Annotated in this window: 19 protein-coding genes; 16 read left to right on the top strand and 3 right to left on the bottom strand. The window is 64.8% G+C overall.

The features are described from left to right. Positions 1–148: 148 nt before the first annotated feature. The 7 genes from RN01_RS01820 (at position 149) to RN01_RS01790 (ending at position 8,558) form a co-directional block, all read left to right on the top strand. Entirely contained in the window at positions 149–1,333 is a 1,185-nt protein-coding gene (locus RN01_RS01820) for an acyl-CoA dehydrogenase family protein (protein ID WP_008648515.1), read from the top strand. Between the two features lie 83 nt (positions 1,334–1,416). Next, the gene (locus tag RN01_RS01815) at positions 1,417–2,556 is read left to right on the top strand and encodes an acyl-CoA dehydrogenase family protein (protein ID WP_024570761.1); all 1,140 of its coding nucleotides are present in this window, start codon (positions 1,417–1,419) and stop codon (positions 2,554–2,556) included. A 209-nt stretch (positions 2,557–2,765) separates the two neighbouring features. Continuing rightward, positions 2,766–3,722, top strand: a complete 957-nt coding sequence (locus RN01_RS01810) for an ABC transporter permease (protein WP_017512126.1) — start codon at positions 2,766–2,768, stop codon at positions 3,720–3,722. Then, the gene (locus tag RN01_RS01805; RefSeq protein ID WP_024570760.1) at positions 3,722–4,648 is read left to right on the top strand and encodes an ABC transporter permease; all 927 of its coding nucleotides are present in this window, start codon (positions 3,722–3,724) and stop codon (positions 4,646–4,648) included. The genes RN01_RS01810 and RN01_RS01805 overlap by 1 nt, the downstream gene beginning before the upstream one ends. 74 nt (positions 4,649–4,722) lie before the next feature. After that, a complete protein-coding gene (locus tag RN01_RS01800; protein ID WP_017512124.1) occupies positions 4,723–6,450 on the top strand; it encodes an ABC transporter substrate-binding protein in 1,728 nt (575 codons plus the stop codon). Between the two features lie 40 nt (positions 6,451–6,490). Then, the gene (locus RN01_RS01795) at positions 6,491–7,468 is read left to right on the top strand and encodes an ABC transporter ATP-binding protein (protein ID WP_017512123.1); all 978 of its coding nucleotides are present in this window, start codon (positions 6,491–6,493) and stop codon (positions 7,466–7,468) included. A 112-nt stretch (positions 7,469–7,580) separates the two neighbouring features. Then, positions 7,581–8,558 (top strand): ABC transporter ATP-binding protein, encoded by a 978-nt coding sequence (locus RN01_RS01790; RefSeq protein WP_017512122.1) that lies wholly within the window; start codon positions 7,581–7,583, stop codon positions 8,556–8,558. A 48-nt stretch (positions 8,559–8,606) separates the two neighbouring features. Here the strand turns inward: RN01_RS01790 and RN01_RS01785 are convergent, their stop codons facing one another. After that, complete coding sequence (locus RN01_RS01785; RefSeq protein ID WP_017512121.1) at positions 8,607–9,839, bottom strand: TetR/AcrR family transcriptional regulator; 1,233 nt, start codon at positions 9,837–9,839, stop codon at positions 8,607–8,609. 324 nt (positions 9,840–10,163) lie between these two features. Here RN01_RS01785 and RN01_RS01780 point away from each other — a divergent pair, with 324 nt between their 5' ends. The 3 genes from RN01_RS01780 (at position 10,164) to RN01_RS01770 (ending at position 13,808) form a co-directional block, all read left to right on the top strand. Next, the gene (locus RN01_RS01780) at positions 10,164–12,254 is read left to right on the top strand and encodes a 3-hydroxyacyl-CoA dehydrogenase NAD-binding domain-containing protein (protein ID WP_017512120.1); all 2,091 of its coding nucleotides are present in this window, start codon (positions 10,164–10,166) and stop codon (positions 12,252–12,254) included. Between the two features lie 184 nt (positions 12,255–12,438). Beyond that, positions 12,439–13,353: an amino acid ABC transporter substrate-binding protein gene (locus tag RN01_RS01775; protein ID WP_017512119.1), complete on the top strand. Its 915-nt coding sequence runs from the start codon at positions 12,439–12,441 to the stop codon at positions 13,351–13,353. A gap of 155 nt (positions 13,354–13,508) precedes the next feature. Beyond that, positions 13,509–13,808, top strand: coding sequence for a hypothetical protein (locus RN01_RS01770; protein WP_008648536.1), 300 nt, complete (start codon positions 13,509–13,511; stop codon positions 13,806–13,808). Between the two features lie 129 nt (positions 13,809–13,937). On the opposite strand, the gene ilvD is transcribed toward RN01_RS01770, so the two are convergent. Together ilvD and RN01_RS01760 are read right to left on the bottom strand one after the other, a co-directional pair. After that, the gene (ilvD, locus tag RN01_RS01765) at positions 13,938–15,800 is read right to left on the bottom strand and encodes a dihydroxy-acid dehydratase (RefSeq protein WP_024570759.1); all 1,863 of its coding nucleotides are present in this window, start codon (positions 15,798–15,800) and stop codon (positions 13,938–13,940) included. Positions 15,801–16,131: 331 nt separating this feature from the next. Continuing rightward, positions 16,132–16,992, bottom strand: a complete 861-nt coding sequence (locus RN01_RS01760; protein ID WP_017513431.1) for a hypothetical protein — start codon at positions 16,990–16,992, stop codon at positions 16,132–16,134. Positions 16,993–17,339: 347 nt separating this feature from the next. On the opposite strand from RN01_RS01760, the gene RN01_RS01755 reads away from it, so the two are divergent. The 6 genes from RN01_RS01755 to RN01_RS33710 all read left to right on the top strand — a co-directional run. Then, positions 17,340–19,082 (top strand): glycosyltransferase family 39 protein, encoded by a 1,743-nt coding sequence (locus RN01_RS01755; RefSeq protein ID WP_017513430.1) that lies wholly within the window; start codon positions 17,340–17,342, stop codon positions 19,080–19,082. After that, the gene (locus RN01_RS01750) at positions 19,079–19,450 is read left to right on the top strand and encodes a multidrug efflux SMR transporter (protein WP_008648542.1); all 372 of its coding nucleotides are present in this window, start codon (positions 19,079–19,081) and stop codon (positions 19,448–19,450) included. The genes RN01_RS01755 and RN01_RS01750 overlap by 4 nt, the downstream gene beginning before the upstream one ends. A 5-nt stretch (positions 19,451–19,455) precedes the next feature. After that, positions 19,456–20,631: a DegT/DnrJ/EryC1/StrS aminotransferase family protein gene (locus tag RN01_RS01745; RefSeq protein ID WP_017513429.1), complete on the top strand. Its 1,176-nt coding sequence runs from the start codon at positions 19,456–19,458 to the stop codon at positions 20,629–20,631. After that, positions 20,610–21,611 carry a glycosyltransferase gene (locus RN01_RS01740; RefSeq protein WP_017513428.1) on the top strand — a complete coding sequence of 334 codons (1,002 nt, stop codon included), beginning with the start codon at positions 20,610–20,612 and terminating at the stop codon, positions 21,609–21,611. Before RN01_RS01745 ends, RN01_RS01740 begins: the two co-directional genes overlap by 22 nt. Beyond that, positions 21,599–22,525 carry a formyltransferase gene (locus RN01_RS01735; RefSeq protein WP_017513427.1) on the top strand — a complete coding sequence of 309 codons (927 nt, stop codon included), beginning with the start codon at positions 21,599–21,601 and terminating at the stop codon, positions 22,523–22,525. Before RN01_RS01740 ends, RN01_RS01735 begins: the two co-directional genes overlap by 13 nt. Positions 22,526–22,536: 11 nt before the next feature. Next, positions 22,537–22,664 (top strand): NAD-dependent epimerase/dehydratase family protein (locus RN01_RS33710; protein ID WP_156149772.1); only part of this gene is annotated, 128 nt, incomplete at its 3' end.

The following is a 22,664-nucleotide window of genomic DNA, read 5'->3' as shown; positions in this document are numbered from 1 at the left end:
TCGGCTTGTATAAAAGTTGCCGTACCCGCCACCTTCTGCAAGTGTTTTAGAAAAATAAGACTGTGGCATGGAACAACCTTGATCCGATTTTCCGGCAGACCGATGCCCGCGTGGCACGGCTTCCCAGGGACGCAACAAGGAGACAATTGTGGACGGACTGGAGACATTTCGGCAGGAGGCGCATGCCTGGCTGGAAGCGAACTGCCCGGCGGAGATGCGCCAACCGGTGCGCAACGAGGACGACATCTGCTGGGGCGGGCGCAAGTTCCGCTATCAGTCCGATGCGCAGCGCCTGTGGCTGCAACGCATGGCCGAAAAGGGCTGGACCGTTCCGGAGTGGCCGACCCAATATGGCGGCGGCGGGCTCAGTCCGGCACAGGCCCGGGTGCTGCGCGCCGAAATGGCCCGATTGAACTGCCGGACGCCGCTGCAGAGCTTCGGCATCTCGATGCTGGGCCCGGCGCTGCTGAAGTACGGCACCGAGGCGCAAAAGCAGGAGCATCTGCCCAAGATCGCACGCGGAGAGATCCGCTGGTGCCAGGGCTACTCGGAGCCCAATGCCGGCTCCGACCTGGCGGCGCTGCAAACGCGCGCCGAAGAGCGTGACGGCCACTTTATCGTCAATGGCCAGAAGATCTGGACCTCGTACGCCGACAAGGCTGACTGGATCTTCTGCCTGGTGCGCACCGACTTCCAGGCGCAGAAGCACACGGGTATCAGCTTCCTGCTGTTCGACATGGAAACCCCCGGGGTCTCCACCCGGCCCATCGTGCTGATCTCAGGCAAATCCCCCTTCTGCGAGACCTTCTTCGACGATGTGAAGGTGCCGTGCCACCAGTTGGTCGGCGAGCCGAACCGTGGCTGGGAAATCGCCAAGTACCTGCTGACGCACGAGCGCGAAATGATCAGCGCCATTGGCAGCCGTGGCTTCCGCGAGCCCATGGGTCGCCACGCGGCGAAAGTCATCGGCGTGGATGCGCAGCGCCGCCTCGACGATCCGATGCTGCGTGCCCAGATTGCCCAGTTCGAGATTGACGAAGCCGCCTTTGCGGCCGCCGGCGAGCGGGCACGCGACCTGGCCAAGCAGGGCGAGGGAATGGCAGCGTTCTCTTCGGTGCTGAAGTACTACGGCGCGGAGCTGAACAAGCGGCGCTATGAGCTGTTGATGTCCGTCGGCGGCACGGACGCCCTGGAGTGGGAAGGCGAACGTAGCCAGGACGGCGCCCTGGCGCGGGGCTGGCTGCGCACCAAAGCCAATTCGATCGAGGGCGGGACCAGCGAGGTGCAGCTCAACATCGTCGCCAAGCGCCTGCTCGGCCTTCCGGGCGCCTGACGTACCGGCTCGCCCGTACCGCCACGCCTACCGCAGCCCAAAGACATCGAAGCCCTCGAAGCCCAAGGACCGTCAAAGCCGCCATGCCCATCGTATTCGACGACACGCAGGAAATGCTGCGCGACAGCGCCCTCGCCTTCCTGAAGGACAACGCCCCGATTTCCGCGCTGCGCACGCTGCGCGACACGCATGACCCCGTTGGATTCTCCCGGGATCTCTGGCGCCAGGCCGCCGAATTGGGATTCACCGGCGTGCTGATCGACGAAGCCTATGGCGGCAGTGGCCTCGGCGTGGTCGAGGCCGGCATCATCGCCGAAGCTATCGGGGCCACGCTTGCGCCGTTGCCATTCCTTTCCACCTCGGTGCTTGGCGCCTCACTGCTGGGGCTGTTCGGCAGCGACACGCAGCGAAGCGCGCTGCTGCCGGAGATGGCATCGGGCCGCCACCTGACGGCGCTCGCGCTGGACGAGGGGAGCAAACACCGGCCAGATCGCATCACCATGCTGGCGCGACGCCATGGCGACGGGTACATGCTCGACGGCAGCAAGGTGTTCGTCGTCGACGGCCATGTGGCCGATACGTTGATCGTCGTGGCGAAAGACGCGCAGGCGGGGGTCGATGGCGACATCTCGTTGTTCCTGGTGCCGCGCGACAGCGCCGGCGTCCGCGTGGAACGCTGCGTGATCGCCGATGCCACCAATGCGGCACGCGTCACCTTCGAAGGCGTCCGAATTCCGGCCTATGCGCTGCTGGGTCGCGCCGGCAACGGCGCCGCGATGCTCGACAAGGTGCTCGACATCGCCCGCGCGGTGCTGTCGTCCGAACTGGTCGGTATTGCAGACGCCACGTTCGCGCGCACGCTCGCCTACCTGAAGGAGCGCAGCCAGTTCGGCAAGCAGATCGGCGAGTTCCAGGCCCTGCAGCATCGTGCCGCACATCTGTTCGCGGAGATCGAACTCGCGCGTGCCGCGGTGCTGCAATGTCAGCAGCGGCTGGACGCCGGCCGTTCGGATGGGCCGGAGCCGCTGGTTTGCGTCGCCAAGGCCAAGGCCGGCACCACCGCCACGCTGGCAGTGCAGGAGGGCGTGCAGATGCACGGCGGTATCGGCATGACCGACGAACTGGACATCGGGTTCTACATGAAGCGCGCACGCACAGCCCAGGAGTGGTTGGGCGACGCCAACTGGCAGCTCAACCGCTGGGCAGGGATGCGCGGCTACTGATCTGGCCAGACCCCCGCCACGACGCTGGCGGGGCACGACGCAACACCGAGGCGAAAGCGATCGCGCGGATGTCGGCATACGCCCATGCCGGTCGATCGCTCACAAGGAGGCAACATGTCTGCGGTATCGACTGTACGCGCCACCCCGGGAACGACATCGGCAGCAACATCGCCGCCCGGAATCCAGCCAGCATCGCTCAGGGGTCTGCCATGAGCGCCTACTTCGTGCGTCGCCTGCTGGCACTGATACCGACGCTACTCTTCGCCAGCATCATCGTGTTCACCATCGTGCGCCTGGTGCCCGGCGACGTGGTCGATCTCATGCTGAGTCAGAACGACATCAGCGCCGATGCCCTCACCCGCGAGCAACTGGTCCACGCGCTCGGGCTCGACCGCCCGATCTGGGATCAATACCTGCGCTGGGTCACCAATATCGTGCTGCACGGCGATCTGGGGCAGTCCCTGTGGCAAAGCGAGTCGGTCCTGAAAATGGTGATGGCCCGAATCCCGGCTACCTTCTCGCTAGGTGTGCTGGCCCTGTTCGTGGCACTGACGGTGGCGCTGCCCATCGGCATCGTGTCGGCCACCCGCCAGGACAGCGCCGTCGACTACGTGGCGCGGTCGTTCTCCATCCTGATGCTGGCCGTCCCCAGCTTCTGGCTCGGCACGATGGTGATCGTGTTCCCGTCAGTGTGGTGGGGCTGGTCCCCCGACGTGCGCTACATCCCCTTTCTCGAAGACCCGGTGCAGCACGTGAAACAGATGCTGGTACCAGCCATCGTGCTGGGCATGGCACTGTCCGCCATCACGATGCGGATGACGCGCACCATGATGCTGGAGGTACTGCGGCAGGACTATATCCGCACAGCCTGGGCCAAGGGACTGAACGAACGACAGGTCATCTTCCGTCATGCGCTGCGCAACGCGTTGATTCCGGTGGTGACCCTCATCGGGCTGCAGGCACCGCTGCTGATCGGTGGCGCTGTCGTCATCGAACAGATCTTTGCGGTACCGGGCATGGGCCTGTTGCTGCTCGATGCCGTGCACCAGCGGGACTATCCGGTCATCACTGGCGTCTTTCTCGTGGTCGGCGTGGCGGTGATGCTGATCAACCTGCTCGTAGACCTGAGCTACGGCCTGTTCGACCCAAAAGTGAGGCACCACTGATGGCACACCCCTCCGTCGATCCACGCGCCGTGTCCCCATCGATCGTGGCCGCCCAGGCGCCTCCCGCCTCGCGCAGGCGCTCCCGGTTTCCCATGCTGCGCCGACTGTTCCGCGACAAACCGCTCGGCGCGGCCGGCGCCGTGATCTGCGCGATCTTCTTGTTCTGCGGCGTCTTTGCCGGCTGGCTGGCGCCATACGGTGTCAACGAGATCAACATGATGGCGCGGCTGCAACCGCCGTCATGGGCGCATCTCTTCGGCACCGACAATCTCGGCCGTGACATCTTCTCCCGCTGCCTGTATGGCGCGCAGCTGTCGGTGGTGATCGGCCTGTCGGCGGCCACGCTGGCCACGCTGGTTTCCCTCGTGCTTGGCATCCTGTGCGGCTATCTGGGCGGCAAGCTGGACCTGGTGGTGCAGCGGATGGTCGACGCCTGGATGAGTTTTCCGGACCTCATCATCCTGATCGTCGTGGTCTCGGTGCTGGGCCCGGGCAGCTGGCAGATCGTCTGCACCCTGGGTCTGCTGCTCGGTATCGGCGGCTCCAGAATCGTGCGCGGGGCCGTGGTATCGGTGCGCGAGAACATGTACGTGCACGCGGCGCAATCGATCGGCGCCTCCACCAGCCGCATCCTGTGGCGGCACATCCTGCCCAACGTGCTGCCGCCGGTGATCGTCCTGTTCACGACCCGCGTCGGTACCGCGATCCTGGCGGAATCGGGACTGTCATTCCTGGGCCTCGGCGTGCCGCCGCCCGCCCCGACCTGGGGCGGCATGCTGTCGGGCGACGGGCGCACCTTCATGTTCCAGGGGCCGTGGCTCGCGCTTGCGCCAGGCATCTGCCTGACCGTGGTGGTCTATGCCATCAACGTCTATGGCGATGCCATGCGCGACCTGCTCGACCCACGCCTACGCGGCGGCCGCTGAAACGCGCCCGCCAACACCGGCCGGCAATGTGGCCCGGCGAATCACGACTCTTCAGACCCTGTAAGGAGCAAGAGATGGTGCCCAATATCAAGGCGAATGTCGGCAGGACGAACTGGCCACTGATGGCGGCGAAGGCCGTGGCGGCCGCAGCGGCGGCATTGGCCTGCGGCATCGCGGCCGCGCAGGCGGATGCGCCAAAGTACGGTGGCACGCTTGAGGTCGGATCGGTCTACCCCACCATCTCGGCGTTGTCCTGGGATCTGGCGGACTGGAACTGGAAGCAGAACTACGACACCGGTCAGGTCTATGAACAACTGTTTGCCGCGGATCTCTCAAAGTCGCGCCGCAACGGCGGAAAGTACGCCTTCCAGGCCGATGCCTGGCTGCCGCCGGATGCGATCCGGGGCGAACTGGCCGAAAGCTGGAAGTGGACCGACCCGCTGACGCTCGAGGTCAAGCTGCGCAAGAATGTCCGCTTCCCCGCGAAGCCGGGCGTGATGGAAGAACGGGAGCTGACGTCGGAAGATGTGCTGTTCAGCTACGGCCGCATGAACGCAAGCGCCAAGAAGATCCCCAGCTACTACGACTACCTGACCAAGGTCGAAGCGCCGGACAAGTACACGGTCATCTTCCGCTTCAAGGAATTCAATGCCGAGTGGGACTATCGCTTCGGCTGGGGCTACTACTCCGGCATCATGCCCAAGGAGGTAGCCACCGCCGGGGCCGCGAACTGGAAGAACGTCACTGGCACCGGCCCGTTCACGCTGAACCAGTTCACGCAGGGCAACTCCACCACCTATGTAAAGAACGCGCAGTACTGGGACACGGACAAGATCGGCGGCAAGGACTACAAGCTGCCGTTCGTCGACAAGATGGTGCTGCGCACCGTCAAGGATGAGGCCACGCGCAACACCATGCTGCGCACCGGCAAGCTCGATGTGCTGGAACTGGTGCGCTGGACTGCCGTGGACGAACTCAAGAAGAGCGCGCCGCAACTCAAATGGTCGAAGTGGCTCTCGTACACCGGCCAGTACCTGGCGCTGCGCGTCGATACCAAGCCGTTCAACGACATCCGCGTGCGCCGCGCTCTCAATATGGCGGTCAACAAGCAGGAGATCGTCAAGCAGTACTACGGCGGCAACGCGGAGCTTTTCGCCTACCCGCAGCATCCTGACTACGGTGGCTACTTCGAGCCGCTGAGCACGATGCCGGATTCGGTGAAGGAGCTGTTCACCTACAACCCCGAGAAGGCGAAGAAACTGCTGGCGGAGGCCGGCTATCCGAAGGGCTTCAAGTTCAAGGTTCAGGTATGCGCCTGCAACCAGGACCACATGGAGATGCTGCCGCTGATCGGCGCTTACCTGGAACAGGTGGGCGTGAAGATCGAGATCCAGCCGATGGAGTACGGGGCGTACCTGTCCGCGATGACCACGAAGACCAACGCGCCGGGCTACATGATGGCGAATGGCCATACGAATCCGACCACCACGTTGCGCAAGAGCTTCGTGGCCGGACAGGTGTGGAACGCCTCGCAATGGAATGATCCGGCCTTTACGGCCCGCGTCGACCAGGCCTTCCAGATCCGCGACGAAGGCAAGCGCCAGGAGGCGATCCGCGCCATGACCCGCGACATCGTCGCGCAAGCGCCGTACATCTGGCTGCCGACGCCCTATGTATTCACCGCCTGGTGGCCGTGGGTCAAGAACTACGACGGCGAACTGCGCGCTGGCGCCGTGCGTAGCGGCCCGATCTACGCGCGCGCATGGATCGATCAGGAGATGAAGAAGAAGCTTGGCTTCTGATCCGCCGCAAACCCGCCCCTCCAACCACCTGAGCGTAACCATGACAGAGCCCATTCTGCAGGTGAGAGACCTGACCACGCGCTTTCGTACCGACCGGGGCGTGGTCACCGCCGTGGACCGGGTCTCCTTCGACGTGAACGCGGGAGAGACCCTCGCGATCGTCGGAGAATCGGGATCGGGCAAGAGCGTGACCGCGTTGTCGATTCTCGGCCTGATTCCGCAACCGCCGGGCGAGATCGCGTCCGGTGAGATCCGGTTCGAAGGCAAGGATCTGCTCCGTCTCAAGCCCGCCGAGATGCGCGCCATCCGGGGGAACCGGATTGCGATGATCTTTCAGGAGCCGATGTCGTCGATGAACCCGGCACTCACGGTCGGCAAGCAGATCGCGGAGCCCATTCACATCCACGAGCACCGCCCCTGGCGCGATGCTTACGACGAGGCCGTCGCGCTGCTGGCCCAGGTGCAGATCCCCGAGCCGCGCAGCCGCGTGCAGGCGTATCCGCACCAATTCTCGGGCGGGATGCGGCAGCGCGCGATGATCGCGATGGCATTGGCCTGCAAGCCGAAGCTGATCATCGCCGACGAGCCGACCACCGCGCTCGACGTCACCGTGCAGGCGCAGATCCTGGACCTGCTCAAGACGCTCGCGCAAAAGTCCGGTACGGCGCTGATCCTGATCACGCATGACCTGGGTGTGGTGGCGCGATACGCGGACCGCGTCGCGGTGATGTACGGCGGCCGTCTGGTGGAGATGGCCTCGGCGGAAGCCCTGTACCGCCACCCAGCCCACCCGTACACGCGCGGGCTGATCGCCTGTGTGCCCCGTCTGGATGGCGACACCAGCCAGCCGCTGGTGCCGATCGACGGCCAGCCACCAGATCTGACCGCGCTCGGGCAGGGCTGCGCGTTCCGGCCGCGCTGCAAGCTGGCCAACGAGACATGCGATCAGGCGCCGCCCCCACTGCGCGAGATCTCCCATCAACACCTCAACGCCTGCTTCCTCCATGACGCATACTGAAACACCACTTGCGGCGTGCCCCTCGCAGAGCGTCGCGCCCCCAAGCCGCCCCGGCAGCACGCCTCCAGCCCTTGCGGCTACCGCGGCTTCACCGTCCCCGCTGGCTCCAGTCGTGGATCCGATTCTTCGCGTCGAAAACCTGAAGGTGCACTTTCCGGTCACGCAAGGCGTGCTGTTCAAACGCCAGGTTGGCACTGTGAAGGCTGTCGACGGCGTCTCGTTCACGCTCAATCGCGGCGAGACACTGGGGCTGGTCGGCGAAAGCGGCTGCGGCAAATCCACTACTGGTCTGGCCATCATGAAGATGCTGCCCGCCAGTGACGGCCGCATCCTGTTCGATGGCGAGGACCTGGCTGGCTTCAAGGGTCAGCGGCAGAAGCAGTTCCGGCGCACCGTGCAGATGGTCTATCAGGACCCGTTCGCATCGCTGAATCCGCGCATGAAGGTCCGTGACCTGATTGCGGAACCGCTCGAGGTACACGGCATGGCCGGCGACCGGCAAGCCGTGCAGACGCGCGTGAGCGAGTTGCTGGACATGGTGGGCCTGCTGCCCTATATGGCGGACCGCTACCCCCACGAGTTCTCCGGTGGCCAGCGTCAGCGCATCGGCATCGCGCGCGCGTTGGCGCTGGAGCCGAGCCTGATTGTCTGCGACGAGCCCGTGTCGGCCCTGGACGTCTCGATCCAGGCGCAGGTGGTCAATGTGTTCATGGAACTGCAGCGCACGCTCGGTCTGTCCTACCTGTTTATCGCGCACGATCTGGCGGTGGTACGGCATATCAGCGATCGCGTAGCCGTGATGTACCTCGGCCGCATCGTGGAGATCGCCACGCGCCGTCAGCTCTACGCCTCTCCGCTGCATCCGTACACCCGGGCGCTGTTGTCGGCCGTGCCAGTCGCCGATGTGGAGACCGAGCGACGGCGCCAGCGAATCGTACTGAAAGGCGAAGTGCCGAGCCCGATGAATCCGCCCTCAGGCTGCCGCTTCCACACACGCTGCCCGATGGCGATGCCGCAATGCCACAACGACGACCCGCCGTTGCGCGACCGAGGCGACGGGCAGATGGTTGCCTGTCACCTGACCGAGTGAGTGGCTGGGTGGGCGGGCTGTCGGCTGATTGGCCCGCATGGCCGGGCTTCAGCGCAACAACCCCACCATCATCGGGCGCACGAACAGGTCAGCGGCATTGTCAGCGTCGGCATCGCGCACCCAGCGGCGGAGTTCCACGGCCGCATTGATCATGCCATGCACTTGCAGCGCGGCAATCGCCTGGTCCAGTGGGCGCACTGAGCCGTCCTGCATTCCCTGCACCAGGAGGCGAACGAAGCGGGTAGACAGCCGCGCCATGTCACGCATCTTCGCGATCCGCATCTCCTCGGGCAAGGCGCCATAGATCGTCAGCCGCAGCAGCGGTCCCTGGCTGGAGAACTGGTAATGCACCAGCGCGCGCGATACCGCGCAGAGCTTGTCCCATCCCGTGCCGGGCAGGTCGTCGACCAGCGTCTGGGTGTCCCGAATAACCGTGGACATGCGGTCGAAGCACGCCGAAATCAGGTCGTCCTTGTTCTCGTTATGGTGATAGAACGCGCCCTTGGTCAGGTTCAGCCTTGCGGAGATCCGGTCCGCAGACGCCCCACGGTATCCCTGCTCGTTCAGCAGTTCAGTGGCGGCTCGCAGGAAGGCCTGCTGCGTCGTCTCCGGCTGCGCAAGCGCCGGGAGCAGCGCCGTCACGTCGCACTCCGCCTGCCACGCCGACTTTGGCCCCGCGATGCCATTCAGGACGATGTCCGCCAGCGTTTGCGCGATCTTTGGGTAGTCATCGGTTTCATATCGATCGATCCAGCCGGCAGCTCCGCTGGTCAGCGACCACAGCAGGTGCGCGCGGGCACCCAACGCGCTGCGCTGGGTGGGATCGCTGGGCAAGGCGTCGCACAGCAACCCACGGACGCGCCGGAACATGTCGTTAAAGGCGGCGAAGGCGACCTCCACATGGCTCTCGGGCAAGGCGCGAATCTCACGCAGGCTCATCAGCTCGGGCTTCTCGCCCACTGCGGTCCGCGCCAGCCGTGCCACGAACAGCGTGATGAAGGCCCGGGCGCGTTCGCTGGGGCTATCCGCTTGCGCCGCCTTATCGACGAGACCGCACGTCTCCGCGATGGCACGCATCAGGCAGGCCAGGACCAGATCCTCTTTTTTTCGGTAGTAGTACGTGATGCTGTTGGTGCTGAGCCCTACCTGTTGCCCGACGTCGGCCAGGGTCGTGCCGCGCACCCCCTTGCGGTTGAACAGTGCCGCAGCAGTATCGAGAATGACTTCGCGCTTTTCGACGTAACGGCGGGTCTGCCGGGCTTCCGATTGGTCCGTGAGCATAAGCGGTTGGGCACGCTGGGAGCGCGGGCCTGCAGGTTGAGTGCTGCGGATTATATGTGAGCGACTCGCGGGCGAAGGGCGGTTCCGCGCCGGTCGAGGATCGGCACATACCTTCCGGTTATCGAACACATGGTATGTGCGCTCTTGATTGATAGCATTAAGTTTTCTGATACGCGATGTATTTTTAGAAATCGTGGTTTGCAGGAAGCCAGCGGTGCTGCTACGCTTGCCGAGCCACATCCGACCCCGGCGTCAACGCGTCGCCCGCATCGCGCGCCGCCTTGCCCCACACCCATCACGACCTCCCGTGCAGAGAGACTTCTCATGAGCGACATTGTCAACTACGAACTTCGCGGCCCGGTTGCCGTGCTTTCGATGAACAAGGGGCCGGTCAACGGTCTTGGCGCGGCACTGCGCACGGCCATCGCCGATGCAGTCGATCGGGCCAACGCGGACCCGGCCGTGCAGGCCATCGTGCTGACCGGCACGCCCCGCGCGTTCTCGGCCGGTGCCGACATCACCGAGTTCGGAACGCCCAACGCCTCGCGCGAGCCCAATCTGCGTGTCGTGATCGACCAGATCGAGGGCGGCGCCAAGCCAGTGGTCGCCGCGATCGCCGGGCAGTGCCTGGGCGGTGGGCTGGAACTGGCACTGGGTTGCCACTTTCGCGTCGCGCTGCCGGACGCCCAACTGGGCCTTCCGGAAGTCAAGATTGGCCTGCTGCCCGGTGGCGGCGGCACGCAGCGCATGCCGCGCCTGATTGGCCTGGAGCCGGCCGTCAACATGGTGACCCTCGGCAACCCGGCTCCGGCCAAGAATTTCGCGGGCACGCCGTTGATCGACCGCGTGGCCGATGGTGACGTGGTTGCCGCCGCGGTGGCATTCGCCCAGGAGCTCATCGCAGCGAAGACGCCGCCGCGCCGCACCCGCGCACTGAGCGTCAGCCACCCGCAAGGGGAGTCCTTCCTGCAGTTCGCCCGCAACAGCGTGGCGCAGCAAGCCAAGGGACAGATCGCACCGATGAAGGCGCTGGAAGCCGTGGCCGCATCGTTGACCAAGTCCTTCGACGAAGGAATGCGCGTGGAGCGCGAAGGCTTTATGAGCCTGATGGCCTCGCCGGAGTCGCGCGCGCTGCGCCATATCTTCAAGGCGGAGCATGCTGCGTCGAAGATCGCCGATCTGCCGGCCGGCACGCCGCTGCGCGAGATCAGGAAGGTTGGCGTGATCGGCGCCGGCACCATGGGCGGCGGCATCACGATGAACTTCCTTAACGCCGGGATTCCCGTCGTACTGTTGGAGATGAAGCAGGAAGCGCTGGACAAGGGTCTGGCAACCATCCGCCGCAATTACGAAAACTCGATGAAGAAGGGCAAGCTCAAGCCCGAGCAGGTCGAGCAGCGCATGGGGCTGATCACCGGCACGCTGAGCTATGCGGACCTGACCGATGCGGACCTGGTCATCGAGGCCGTGTTCGAGAACATGGACGTCAAGAAGGCCGTGTTCGAAACGCTGGACAAGACATGCAAGGCCGGTGCCATCCTGGCGTCGAACACGTCGTACCTGAATCTCGACCGCATCGCTTCGTTCACAAAGCGGCCGACCGACGTGATCGGCCTGCACTTCTTCAGCCCGGCCAACGTGATGCGCCTGCTGGAAATCGTGCGCGGCGCGCAGACCGCGCCCGACGTGCTGGCCACCTGCATGGCGCTGGCGAAGAAGATCAAGAAGATCGCCGTGGTCTCCGGCGTGTGCGACGGCTTTATCGGCAATCGCATGCTGGCGCGCTACGGCGCCGCCGCCGGCGCGTTGATCAACGCCGGCGCGCTACCGCAGCAGATCGACGGAGCGCTGCAAAAGTTTGGCATGGCCATGGGCCCATATCGCATGGGCGATCTGGCGGGCCTGGACATCGGCTATGCCACGCGCAAGCGCAAGGCTGCCGAGGCCGGCGTGCCGCTGCGTCCGTCGGTGGCCGACAAGCTGGCCGAGGCCGGCCGCCTGGGCCAGAAGACCGGCGCCGGCTGGTATCGCTATGAAGCCGGCAACCGCGACCCGATCCCGGACCCGGCCACCGAAGCCCTGATCGCCGAATTCCGCAGCGCCCAGGGCATCACGCCGCGCGCCATCAGCGATGAAGAGGTAGTGGAGCGCTGTATCTTCGCCCTCGTCAACGAAGGCGCGCGCATTCTGGAGGAAGGCATCGCCGCACGTGCCTCCGATCTGGACGTGGTCTATCTCAACGGCTACGGCTTCCCCCGACTGCGCGGCGGGCCGATGCTGTACGCCGACATGGTGGGCCTGCCCAACGTCGTGCGGAGCCTGCGCCGCTTCGCCGCTGAACCGGGTGCCGACCCGGCCTGGCAGCCTGCGCCGCTGCTGGTGCGCCTGGCCGAAGCGGGCAAGACCTTCGATTAATCCTGCCGATTTGAGTCGATCCTGCCGATCCGGTCGATCCGGCGCGACAGGCAGCGTTGAGTGCCGAAGCGGAGGGCAACCCCCTTCCCGCTTCGGCGCCCGGCATTAGCTTATGAAAAAGAAATTCTTCTAACGGGAACGGCCCGGGTATACCCTCGCAGTCTTTCATTGCCTGACCCCGAACATGCCGTCGATTGTGTCTGTTTCGTCTCTTCAACGCCTGCTGGCCGGTATCGCCCTGGCTGCCGCGCTGGTGCCGGCCGCCCACGCCCAGAATCCCCAGAGCCCGGTCCTTGATCGCATTCGCGACAGCGGAACGATCACGCTTGGCTACCGCGAATCCGCCCTGCCGTTCTCGTTCGGCGACGACAAGGGACAGCCGGCCGGCTACGCCGTCGACCTCTGCCTGCGCGTGGCCGAAGCCGCCAAGGAGAAGCTCGGGCTCAAGACCATCAAGGTGCGCTGGCTGCCGCTGACGCCGCAGAACCGGGTTCCGGCCGTGGTCAACGGCCTGGTCGATCTCGACTGCGCGCCGAATACCAATACGCTGGAGCGCCAGAAGCAGGTGGCGTTCAGCGTGTCGCACTATGTGTCGACCGTCCGCATGCTCGTGCGCGCCGACTCGGGTATCAAGTCGTTCGATGACCTGCGTGGCAAGACCGTGGTGACCAGCGCCGGCTCCACCGGTGACCGCCATGTGCGCCGCCTGAAGGCCGAGTACGGCTACCGCGATGTCTACGCGAAGGACCACGGCGAATCGTTCCTGCTGCTGGAAACCGGCCGCGCGCAAGCGTTCGTCATGGATGACGTGCTGCTGGCCGGCCTGCGCGCGAAGTCCAAGGATCCGTCGCAGTACGTGATCGTCGGCCCGGCGCTGTCGGTCGAACAGAACGCACTGATGCTGTCGAAGGCCGATCCGGAATGGAAGCGTCTGGTCGACCAGACGCTGGCCAAGACCTTCGCCAGCCCGGACGTCGCGGCAATGCAGAAGCGCTGGTTCCAGCAGCCGATCGGCACGCGCGGTACCAATCTGGCGCTGGCCCCGTCGACGGAAGTCCTGCAGGCGTGGAAGCACCCCTCCGACGTTGTGACGGAATAAGCGCATTCCGGGGGGCTCCCCCCGGAAAACCCCTGAGTTGACGGCCCAACCGGCCTTGGACACACTGGCTTGAGCGCGTCTTTACCTCCCGGTAACCCGTGCATCAAGCGAAATAACGCGAACCGCCGGAAAGCGGCATCACTCAGGAGAATTCCATGAACAAGCTTATCGCCACCGCTATCGCGCTGGGTCTGGCCACTGCCTCCGTGGCTGCCGTCGCGCAAGACAAGAAGCAGTTCGACCCGTACTCGCAAGGCGCGAAGGCCGGGCAGAAGTTCGATACCTATAGCGAGGGCGCCAAGTCAGGGGACAAGTTCGACCCGTATTCGCAGGGCGCGAACAAGAGCACGCGTGCCGACCTGACCGATCAGTCGACCCAGTCGACCGACACGACCAAGAAGTCGAGCAAGAGCAGCAAGAAGGCGACCAAGAAGCCGACAGCCTCGAACAACTGAGCACCCCGCGCACGGGCCCGAATCGGGTCCGCGCAAGTAAAAAGCCTCGCAGATGCGAGGCTTTTTTTGTGCCATTCAGCGGCGCACGGCGAAGCAGGACGAAACGACCTGCTTCGCGCCGCGCGCGCCTTACTTGCGCTTGAGCTGGGAGATATCGCGCACTGCGCCGCGATCCGCCGAAGTAGCGAGCGCAGCGTACGCCTGCAATGCCTGGGACACTACGCGCACACGATCCACCGGCTCCCACGCCTTGTCACCGCGTGCCTCCATGGCTTCGCGACGGCGCGCCAGGATTTCGTCCGACACCGCCAGGTGCATCTTGCGCTGCGGAATGTCGATCTCGATGAGATCGCCGTCCTCCACCAGGCCGATCGTGCCGCCTTCGGCGGCTTCCGGCGAGGCATGTCCGATGACCAGCCCGGACGACCCACCGGAGAACCGACCGTCGGTAAACAGCGCGCAGGTCTTGCCCAGGCCCTTCGACTTCAGGTACGACGTGGGATAGAGCATTTCCTGCATGCCCGGGCCACCCTTGGGACCTTCGTAGCGAATCACGACAACGTCACCAGCCACGACCTTGTCGCCCAGAATGGCGTCGACGGCTTCGTCCTGGCTTTCGAAGACACGGGCGCGCCCGGAGAAGACCCATTGCGATTCGTCCACGCCAGCGGTCTTGACGATGCAGCCCTTCTCCGCGAGGTTGCCGTAGAGCACGGCGAGACCGCCGTCCTTCGAATACGCGTTCTGCTTGTTCCGGATGCAGCCGGTCTTTCGGTCGGTATCCAGTGACTCGAAGGTGGCCGCCTGGCTGAACGCGACGGTCGTCGGAATGCCGCCCGGTGCTGCGCGGAAGAACTTCTGCGCGTCTTCGCCCGCACCACCGACAACATCCCACTGGGAAATGGCATTGCCAAGCGTGCCGCTATGCACGTTGCCGCACGACAGATCCAGCAACTCGGCACGCGCCAGTTCGCCGAGAATGCCAAGGATGCCGCCCGCGCGATGCACGTCTTCGATGTGGTACTTGTCGGTGGCCGGTGCGGCCTTGCACAGGCACGGCACCTTGCGCGAGATGCGATCGATGTCGGACATCGTGAAATCGACACCGGCTTCCTGGGCTGCCGCCAGCAGGTGCAGCACGGTATTGGTCGAACCGCCCATGGCCACGTCCAGTGCCATGGCATTCTCGAATGCCGACTTGGTGGCGATGTTGCGCGGCAGGACCGATGCGTCCTCTTCCTGGTAGTAGCGGCGGCACAGGTCCACGACCAGGCGGCCCGCCTGTTCGAACAGGCCCTTGCGCCATGCGTGCGTGGCAACGATCGTGCCGTTGCCCGGCAACGCCAGGCCAATCGCCTCGGTCAGGCAGTTCATCGAGTTCGCCGTGAACATCCCCGAGCAGGAACCGCATGTCGGGCAGGCGCTGCGCTCCACTTCGGCCACTTCAGCGTCGCTGACCTTCGGGTCCGCGGCCTTGATCATGGCGTCGATCAGGTCGATCTTTGCGATCACCTGGCCGTCCGTTGGGGACTTGACCTTGCCGGCCTCCATCGGGCCGCCGGAGACGAACACCACGGGAATGTTCAGCCGCATCGCGGCCATCAGCATGCCCGGGGTGATCTTGTCGCAATTGGAAATACACACCATGGCGTCGGCGCAATGCGCGTTGACCATGTATTCCACCGAGTCGGCGATCAGCTCGCGCGAGGGCAGCGAATAGAGCATGCCGCCGTGGCCCATGGCGATCCCATCGTCCACCGCGATCGTGTTGAATTCCTTGGCCACGCCGCCGGCCGCTTCGATCTCCTTCGCAACCAGCGCGCCGAGGTCGCGCAAATGGACATGGCCCGGCACGAACTGGGTAAACGAGTTCACCACGGCGATGATGGGCTTGCCGAAATCGCCATCCTTCATCCCGGTGGCGCGCCACAAGGCGCGAGCACCCGCCATGTTCCGGCCGTGCGTCGAAGTTCGTGATCGGTACTCAGGCATCTCTTTCCTCGGATCTTGCAGTTGTGGGGTTGTAATTGGACACAGGCCAGCCAAGGCGCCGGTATACGGCGGCCGGGCAAGCCATAGCCGCCAGCCGCACATTTGCGCATGGCGGAAAGGCGAAATAATGCGGGAGCACCGGTGAGACGTCCAATATATTTTTTCGCCACAACAAGGTCGAAAAAAATATCAATGGACGAGCGTCCAGTCAGGCCGGACTTGGGAGGCAAGCAGACAAGACGTCGCCGCCATCAAGGATTGCGGGCATTGCCAGTGCAATCAGTCAGCGGTCAAGGAAGCGCCCGTGACCGTTTCAATGACCGTGTCGATGTCAATGGGAGTCCTCATCCCCGGTCAGCTCCAGCGCCGTGACATTGACCTTCTGCACCTTGTTGTTCTGGCGGATCTCCGTGCGTAGCACGAACGCCTCGGTCGGGCAGTACCAGTCAGTCACGTGCAGGACGCTCGGTTCGAGTTGCAGCAGTTCGTCGCCAATCATCAACGGCCCGAGCGACGTGCGCTTCTCATAGGTAATCGGCATGCATTCCTTGCGGCCGAGCACCGTGTCGATTATCTGTTTGCGGCCCACGTGGCGCGAGCCGACGATGATCGAGGCGTGCTGCGCCTGCATGGTGCCGACCATGTCGTCGGACCCGAGCGGGTAGATCTTGAGGTCGACGGCGGACTGGAAGGTCTCGCCTTCCAGCGTCGTGTTCTCGCGAATCGTCATGCCGGCGTAGTTGAAGACCCCGCTGCCTGTAAATGACGCCCCGCCGAACATCCGGGCGTATCGGGCCTGGGCGTTGATCGTGGCGTTCCGGCTGTCGATCCGGGTACGGGTGGAGTTTCGGTCGATATTGATCTCGTGGACCTGATCCATCACCACCGGCGGCCCCATCAGGGCGGAAAGCGCCGACTTCGACCGTACTTCTAGTTGTGCACTACAGCCCCGTGCGGTGCGCATGACGTCACGCAGCGTCATTGTGATGGACATCGGCATGGTGCCATCGCCTTCCATCTGGACGCGAGCGCCGGACCGGAACCAGGGCGCGTCGCAGAGCTGGGGACCGACGGGCGCCGCCTCGGCGGCGGATGCGCCATCGGTCACAGGCGCGGCCATCGGCTCGGCCGAATCCGCCAGTGCATTACCAAGCACTCCTAACAGCAAGATCGATAGCAAGGCCGATTTCATCGAGGTCACCCGGGTTCGAGCGTCGGCATCCTCCCGCGCAGCCGGCCGACGAGTCATGAGTATTGCGCGAAATGCCCTTGAAAGAAATGGCCGGACTCATGTCTGATACATGGCCGATCCGGCCGAAACCACGACCCCGGTGTGCTGTCGTGCTACCATTGCGCGCCCGTGCCCCTCGCGGCCGGGCCCAGGCGATGCCGGGCGCTCGGGAGCCCGATCGGTATTGCCGGTTCCTGGGGCTTATTCAAAGCCTGTTGTCCACCAAGTCGGGTCTTGTCGCGTTGTGGGGAGTTCGCCACACGCCGGCCGTCGTATCGCGTCCGGCTTCCGGCCATTTCAGGAGATTTATGCGTAGTTCCTCGCCCTCGCGTCACGACGGGCTGCCCCCGGGCATGATCGCCCCAGTGGTGCTGGTCGTCATCGCGGTATTGCTGGTCTGGTTCGGCACGCTCGATGCCCGCCACCTGCTACGCCCGGACGAGGGCCGATACGCAGAAATCTCGCGCGAGATGTTCGCCACGGGCGACTGGGTGACGATTCGCTATAACGCACTCAAGTACTTCGAGAAGCCCCCCTTCCATATGTGGGTGACGACGATCGGCTACGAGCTGTTCGGCGTCGGAGACTGGCAAGCCCGGCTCGCCGTGGCGCTGTCCGGCCTTGTTGGTCTCGTGGTCACCATGATGGCCGTCATCCGTTGGTATGGCGCGCGTGCCGGGCTGCTGGCCGGGCTGGCGTTGCTGGCCATGCCGATGTGGAGCGTCACCGGTCATTTCAATTCGCTGGACATGACCCTCTCGGGTGCGCTGGCGTGCGTGCTGGCCTTCATGCTGCTGGCCCAGCACCCCGATGCGTCGCCGGCGGCCCGCCGTGGCTGGATGCTGGCCTGCTGGGCGGCCATGGGCGTGGCGATCCTGACCAAGGGGCTGGTGGGCATCGCCCTGCCCGGCCTGGTGCTGGTGGTCTACACCCTCGTGACACGCAACCTTGCCCTGTGGGGCCGCCTGCACCTGGTGAGCGGCATCGTCGCCATGCTCGTGGTCACCGTGCCCTGGTTCTGGCTGATTTCCTCGCGCAACCCCGAGTTTCCGCATTTCTTCTTTATTCATGAGCACTGGGACCGCTATACCTCGACCGTGCATTCGCGCAAGGGATCGATCTGGTATTTCGTACCGCTGCTGCTGGCCGGGACGCTGCCCTGGCTAGGCCTGACCCCGCGCATGTGGACCGCGGTGCGCGAACGCGCTGGCGCGGTGCGCGGCGTGGGCGCGAAGCCGTTCCAGCCCGCCCTGCTGGCATTCATCTGGTTCGCGGCGATCTTCGTGTTCTTCAGCCTGTCCGGCTCGAAGCTGCCCGGCTATATCGTGCCGGTGTTCCCGGCGCTGGCCATCCTGGTCGCCGTGGCGCTGGAACAGATCAACGAACGGTCGTGGCTGCGGCAGATCAATGCGGTCACGGTGCTGTCGGTGGCCGGCATCATCGCTTCGCCGTTCGTCGCCACGCTCGGCAACGAGACCAACCCCAATGCCGTGTTCCGCGTCTTCGCCATCTACGTTGGCGTGGCGTTTGCCGTACTTCTGGTCGGAATGGTGCTGGCGCGCCGCCTGCTGCGCGCCTATGGTCTGCTGCCAAGCATCACCGCGTTCTCGCTCGCCTTCTTCCTGACCTGCACCATTGCCCTCATGGGCCACGAAGTGATGGGTCGCCGGGCATCGGGCGTCGACCTGGTGCCGGCCATCAAGGCCGTGCTCAAGGACGACATGCCGCTCTATGGCGTGGGTGTTCTGGATCACACGCTGCCGTTCTACCTGGGCCACACGCTGGTCATGGTGGCGGCCCCGGACGAACTCGAATTCGGCACCCAGCAGGAGCCGGACAAGTGGATTCCCACCATGGACGGCTTCCTCGCCAAGTGGCGTGACGGCCAGCCGGCCCTCGGCATCATGTCTCCGGACACCTACGATAGTCTGGCGGCCAGCCACCTGCCGATGTACGTGGTGGCCCGCGACGTGCGCCGCGTGGTAGTCAGCAATTTCCCGCCGCCGGCCGCGCCGGCACCGTCGCCCAAGGACTCCAGAACCGCGCCATGACGCTATCGACCTTCGCCTTCATCTTTACCGGCGTGCTGCTCAACGCCTGCGCGCAGCTCCTGCTCAAGGCCGGTGTCAACGCCGTGGGCGCGATCACGATCGATCGCGCCACGCTGTTCACCACGGCTTTCCGCGTGCTGACCCAATGGCCGGTTATCGGCGGCCTGACCCTGTACGTGGTAAGCGTGGCGGTATGGATTGTCGGCCTGTCCCGTGTGGACGTGTCGATTGCCTACCCGATGCTCTCGCTCGGCTACGTGGTCAACGCCCTGGCGGCGTGGTGGCTGTTCGGTGAGATGATTGGCCCCTTGCGCGTCGCCGGCATCCTGCTGATACTGGCTGGCGTTTTCCTGATTGCCCGCTCCTGACGATCATGACTGCTTCCGCTCCGCAGGATTTCCTGCCGTTCGTCCGCCCAAATATTGACGATGCCACCATTGCCGAAGTCGGCAAGGTGCTGGCATCCGGCTGGATCACGTCCGGACCCAAGGTGCAGGCGTTCGAGGCCACGCTGTCCGAGCTGTTCGGCGGCCGCCCCGTGCGAACGTTCTCCAACGGCTCGGCAACGATGGAAATCGCGCTGCGCATCGCCGACATCGGCCCCGGCGACGAAGTCATCACCACGCCAATCACCTGGGTCGCCACGGCAAACGTGGTCCTGACGGTCGGCGCCCGTCCGGTCTTCGTCGATATCGATCCGCGCACGCGCAATATCGACCTGGATGCCGTAGAGGCCGCCATCACGCCGCGCACGCGAGCCATCATTCCGGTCTACCTGTCCGGTCTGCCGGTCGACATGGACCGCCTCTACGCCATCGCGAAGCGCCATAACCTGCGTGTGATCGAAGATGCCGCGCAGGCCATCGACTCGCGCTGGCGCGGCCAGCGCATCGGCGCATTTGGCGATCTGGTCAGCTTCAGCTTCCAGGCCAACAAGAACATCACCACGATCGAGGGCGGCTGCCTCGTCATGAACTCGCCGGAGGAAGCGCAGCGCGCGGAGCGCCTGCGGCTGCAAGGCGTGATCCGCACCGGCATGGACGGCATGGACGTCGAGGAGCCGGGCGGCAAGTTCAACCTGACCGACGTCAACGCTGCCATTGGGCTGGCCCAGCTCCAGCATCTGGACGCGATCACCGCACGCCGCGCCGAACTGGCCGAGACCTATTTCCGCTGCGCCGCCAACGCCGGACTGGCCGATCTCGGTATCGAACTGCCGCTGCCGCGCGACCCGGACGTGGCTACCACCAACTGGCACATGTTCCAGGTGGTGCTGCCGACCGACCGCCTGCGTGGCGGCGCCGCTGAAGCGCGCAAGCACGTCATGGAGTCGATGCGCGAGTCAGGCATCGGCACTGGCGTGCATTACCCACCGGTTCACCTGTTTACTTACTTCCGCTCCCTGGGCTGGCGCGAAGGCATGCTGCCGCATGCCGAGCGCATTGGCCGCGGCATCGTCACGCTGCCGATGTTCCCCGCCATGCAGACAGCCGACGTGGAGCGGGTTTGCGCAACTCTAAGCGAAACATGCAAACGCCTCTCTCTCTAAGCTCCGTCGAGGTCTCGGTCGTCATCCCCGTCTACAACGAGGAGGGTGGCCTGCAGGCGCTGTTCGACCGCGTCTATCCGGCGCTGGACAGCCTGGGCGAATCCTACGAGATCATCTTCGTCAATGACGGCAGCGCCGACCGCTCGCCGCAGATGCTGGCCGCGCAGTTCCACAAGCGCCCGGACGTGACCCGGGTCATCTTGTTCAACGGCAATTTCGGTCAGCACATGGCCATCCTGGCCGGCTTCGAGCACACGCGCGGACGCATCGTGATCACGCTCGACGCCGACCTGCAGAACCCGCCCGAGGAAATCCCCCGGCTGGTGGCCGAGATGCGCAAGGGCCATGACTACGTCGGCACGATTCGCCGCCAGCGCAACGACTCCGCGTTCCGCCGCTACGCGTCGCGCGCGATGAACCGCCTGCGCGAGAAGATTACGAAGATCAAGATGACGGACCAGGGCTGCATGTTGCGCGCCTACGATCGCAACGTCATTGACACGATCAACGCGTGCCGCGAAGTCAACACGTTCATTCCCGCGCTGGCCTACACGTTCTCGTCGAACCCGGTGGAAATCGAAGTCGGCCACGAGCAGCGCCACGCTGGCGAATCCAAGTATTCGCTCTACCAACTGATCCGCCTGAACTTCGACCTGGTCACCGGCTTCTCGATCGTGCCGCTGCAATGGTTCTCGGCGATCGGCACGGTGCTGTCGATCTCCTCGGCCGGCCTGTTCGTGATCCTGCTGATTCGCCGCTTCCTGCTCGGCTCTGAAGTCCAGGGTGTGTTCACGCTGTTCGCACTCAACTTCTTCCTGGTCGGCATCATGCTGTTCGGCATCGGCCTGCTGGGTGAGTACGTCGGCCGGATCTATCAGGAAGTGCGCGACCGCCCGCGCTACCGCATCCAGGCAGTGCTCGAGCGTGACCCCCGTGATCCGAAGACCGACAACGCAGCGGAGGCCTCGTGCGCGCAGTAGTCTTTGCCTACCATAACGTCGGCGACCGCTGCCTGCGCGTGCTGCACGCGCGCGGTGTGGACGTGGCGCTGGTCGTCACGCACCGCGACCGACCCGACGAGAACATCTGGTTCCGCCGCGTGGCCGACACGGCCGCCGAACTGAACCTGTCGTTCATCTATGGCGAGGACCCGACCGACCCGGCATTGGCCGAAGCCGTTCGCGCCGCGAAGCCCGATGTCATCTTCTCGTTCTACTACCGGTCGATGATCCCGGCTGACCTGCTGGCCGTGGCGCCGCAGGGCGCCTTCAACATGCATGGTTCGCTGCTGCCGAAGTATCGCGGTCGCGTGCCGGTGAACTGGGCCGTGCTGCGCGGCGAGGAAGAAACCGGCGCCACGCTGCACGCGATGGAAGCCAAGCCCGACGCCGGCTATATCGTCGACCAGACGTCAGTGCCAATCCTGCCGGACGACACGGCCGGCGAGGTCTTCGAGAAGGTCACCGTCGCCGCCGAGCAAACGCTGTGGCGCGCGCTGCCCGCCATGATGGCCGGGCAGACGCCCAAGCGGCCCAATGTGCTCTCCGAGGGCAGCTATTTCTCGGGACGCAAACCCGAGGACGGCCGTATCGATTTCAGCCAACCGGCAGCAGCGGTCTACAATTTGATCCGCGCGGTCGCGCCGCCCTACCCGGGCGCGTTCACCGACATTGGCGGCCGCCGCTTCATCGTCGCGCGGGCACGCCGCATCGAACCGTCGAGCGTGCCTGCGGGCCTGAAGCCTGGCCTGCATGTCGTGGATGGACGTATCGTGGCGGTCGGCGGAGACGGCGGAGCCATCCGCGTGACGCAGTTGCTCGAAGGTCCGAACGCCGACAACGCGAGCCCGGTATCTGTACAAGTATTCCAAAACATCATTACTGCGAAGTCCTAAGAGGAAAACCGATGAAAAAGGTCCTGATTCTTGGCGTCAATGGCTTCATCGGCCACCATCTGACGCGCCGCATCCTGGAAACGACGCAATGGGAGGTCTACGGCATGGATATGTCGTCGGACCGCCTGGGCGATCTGGT

It is taken from the genome of Cupriavidus sp. SHE (genome assembly GCF_000812445.1).
Classification (GTDB): Bacteria; Pseudomonadota; Gammaproteobacteria; order Burkholderiales; family Burkholderiaceae; genus Cupriavidus; species Cupriavidus metallidurans.
Note: the sequence above shows the minus strand (reverse complement) of the source record. Positions and strands in the feature narration are given on the sequence as shown.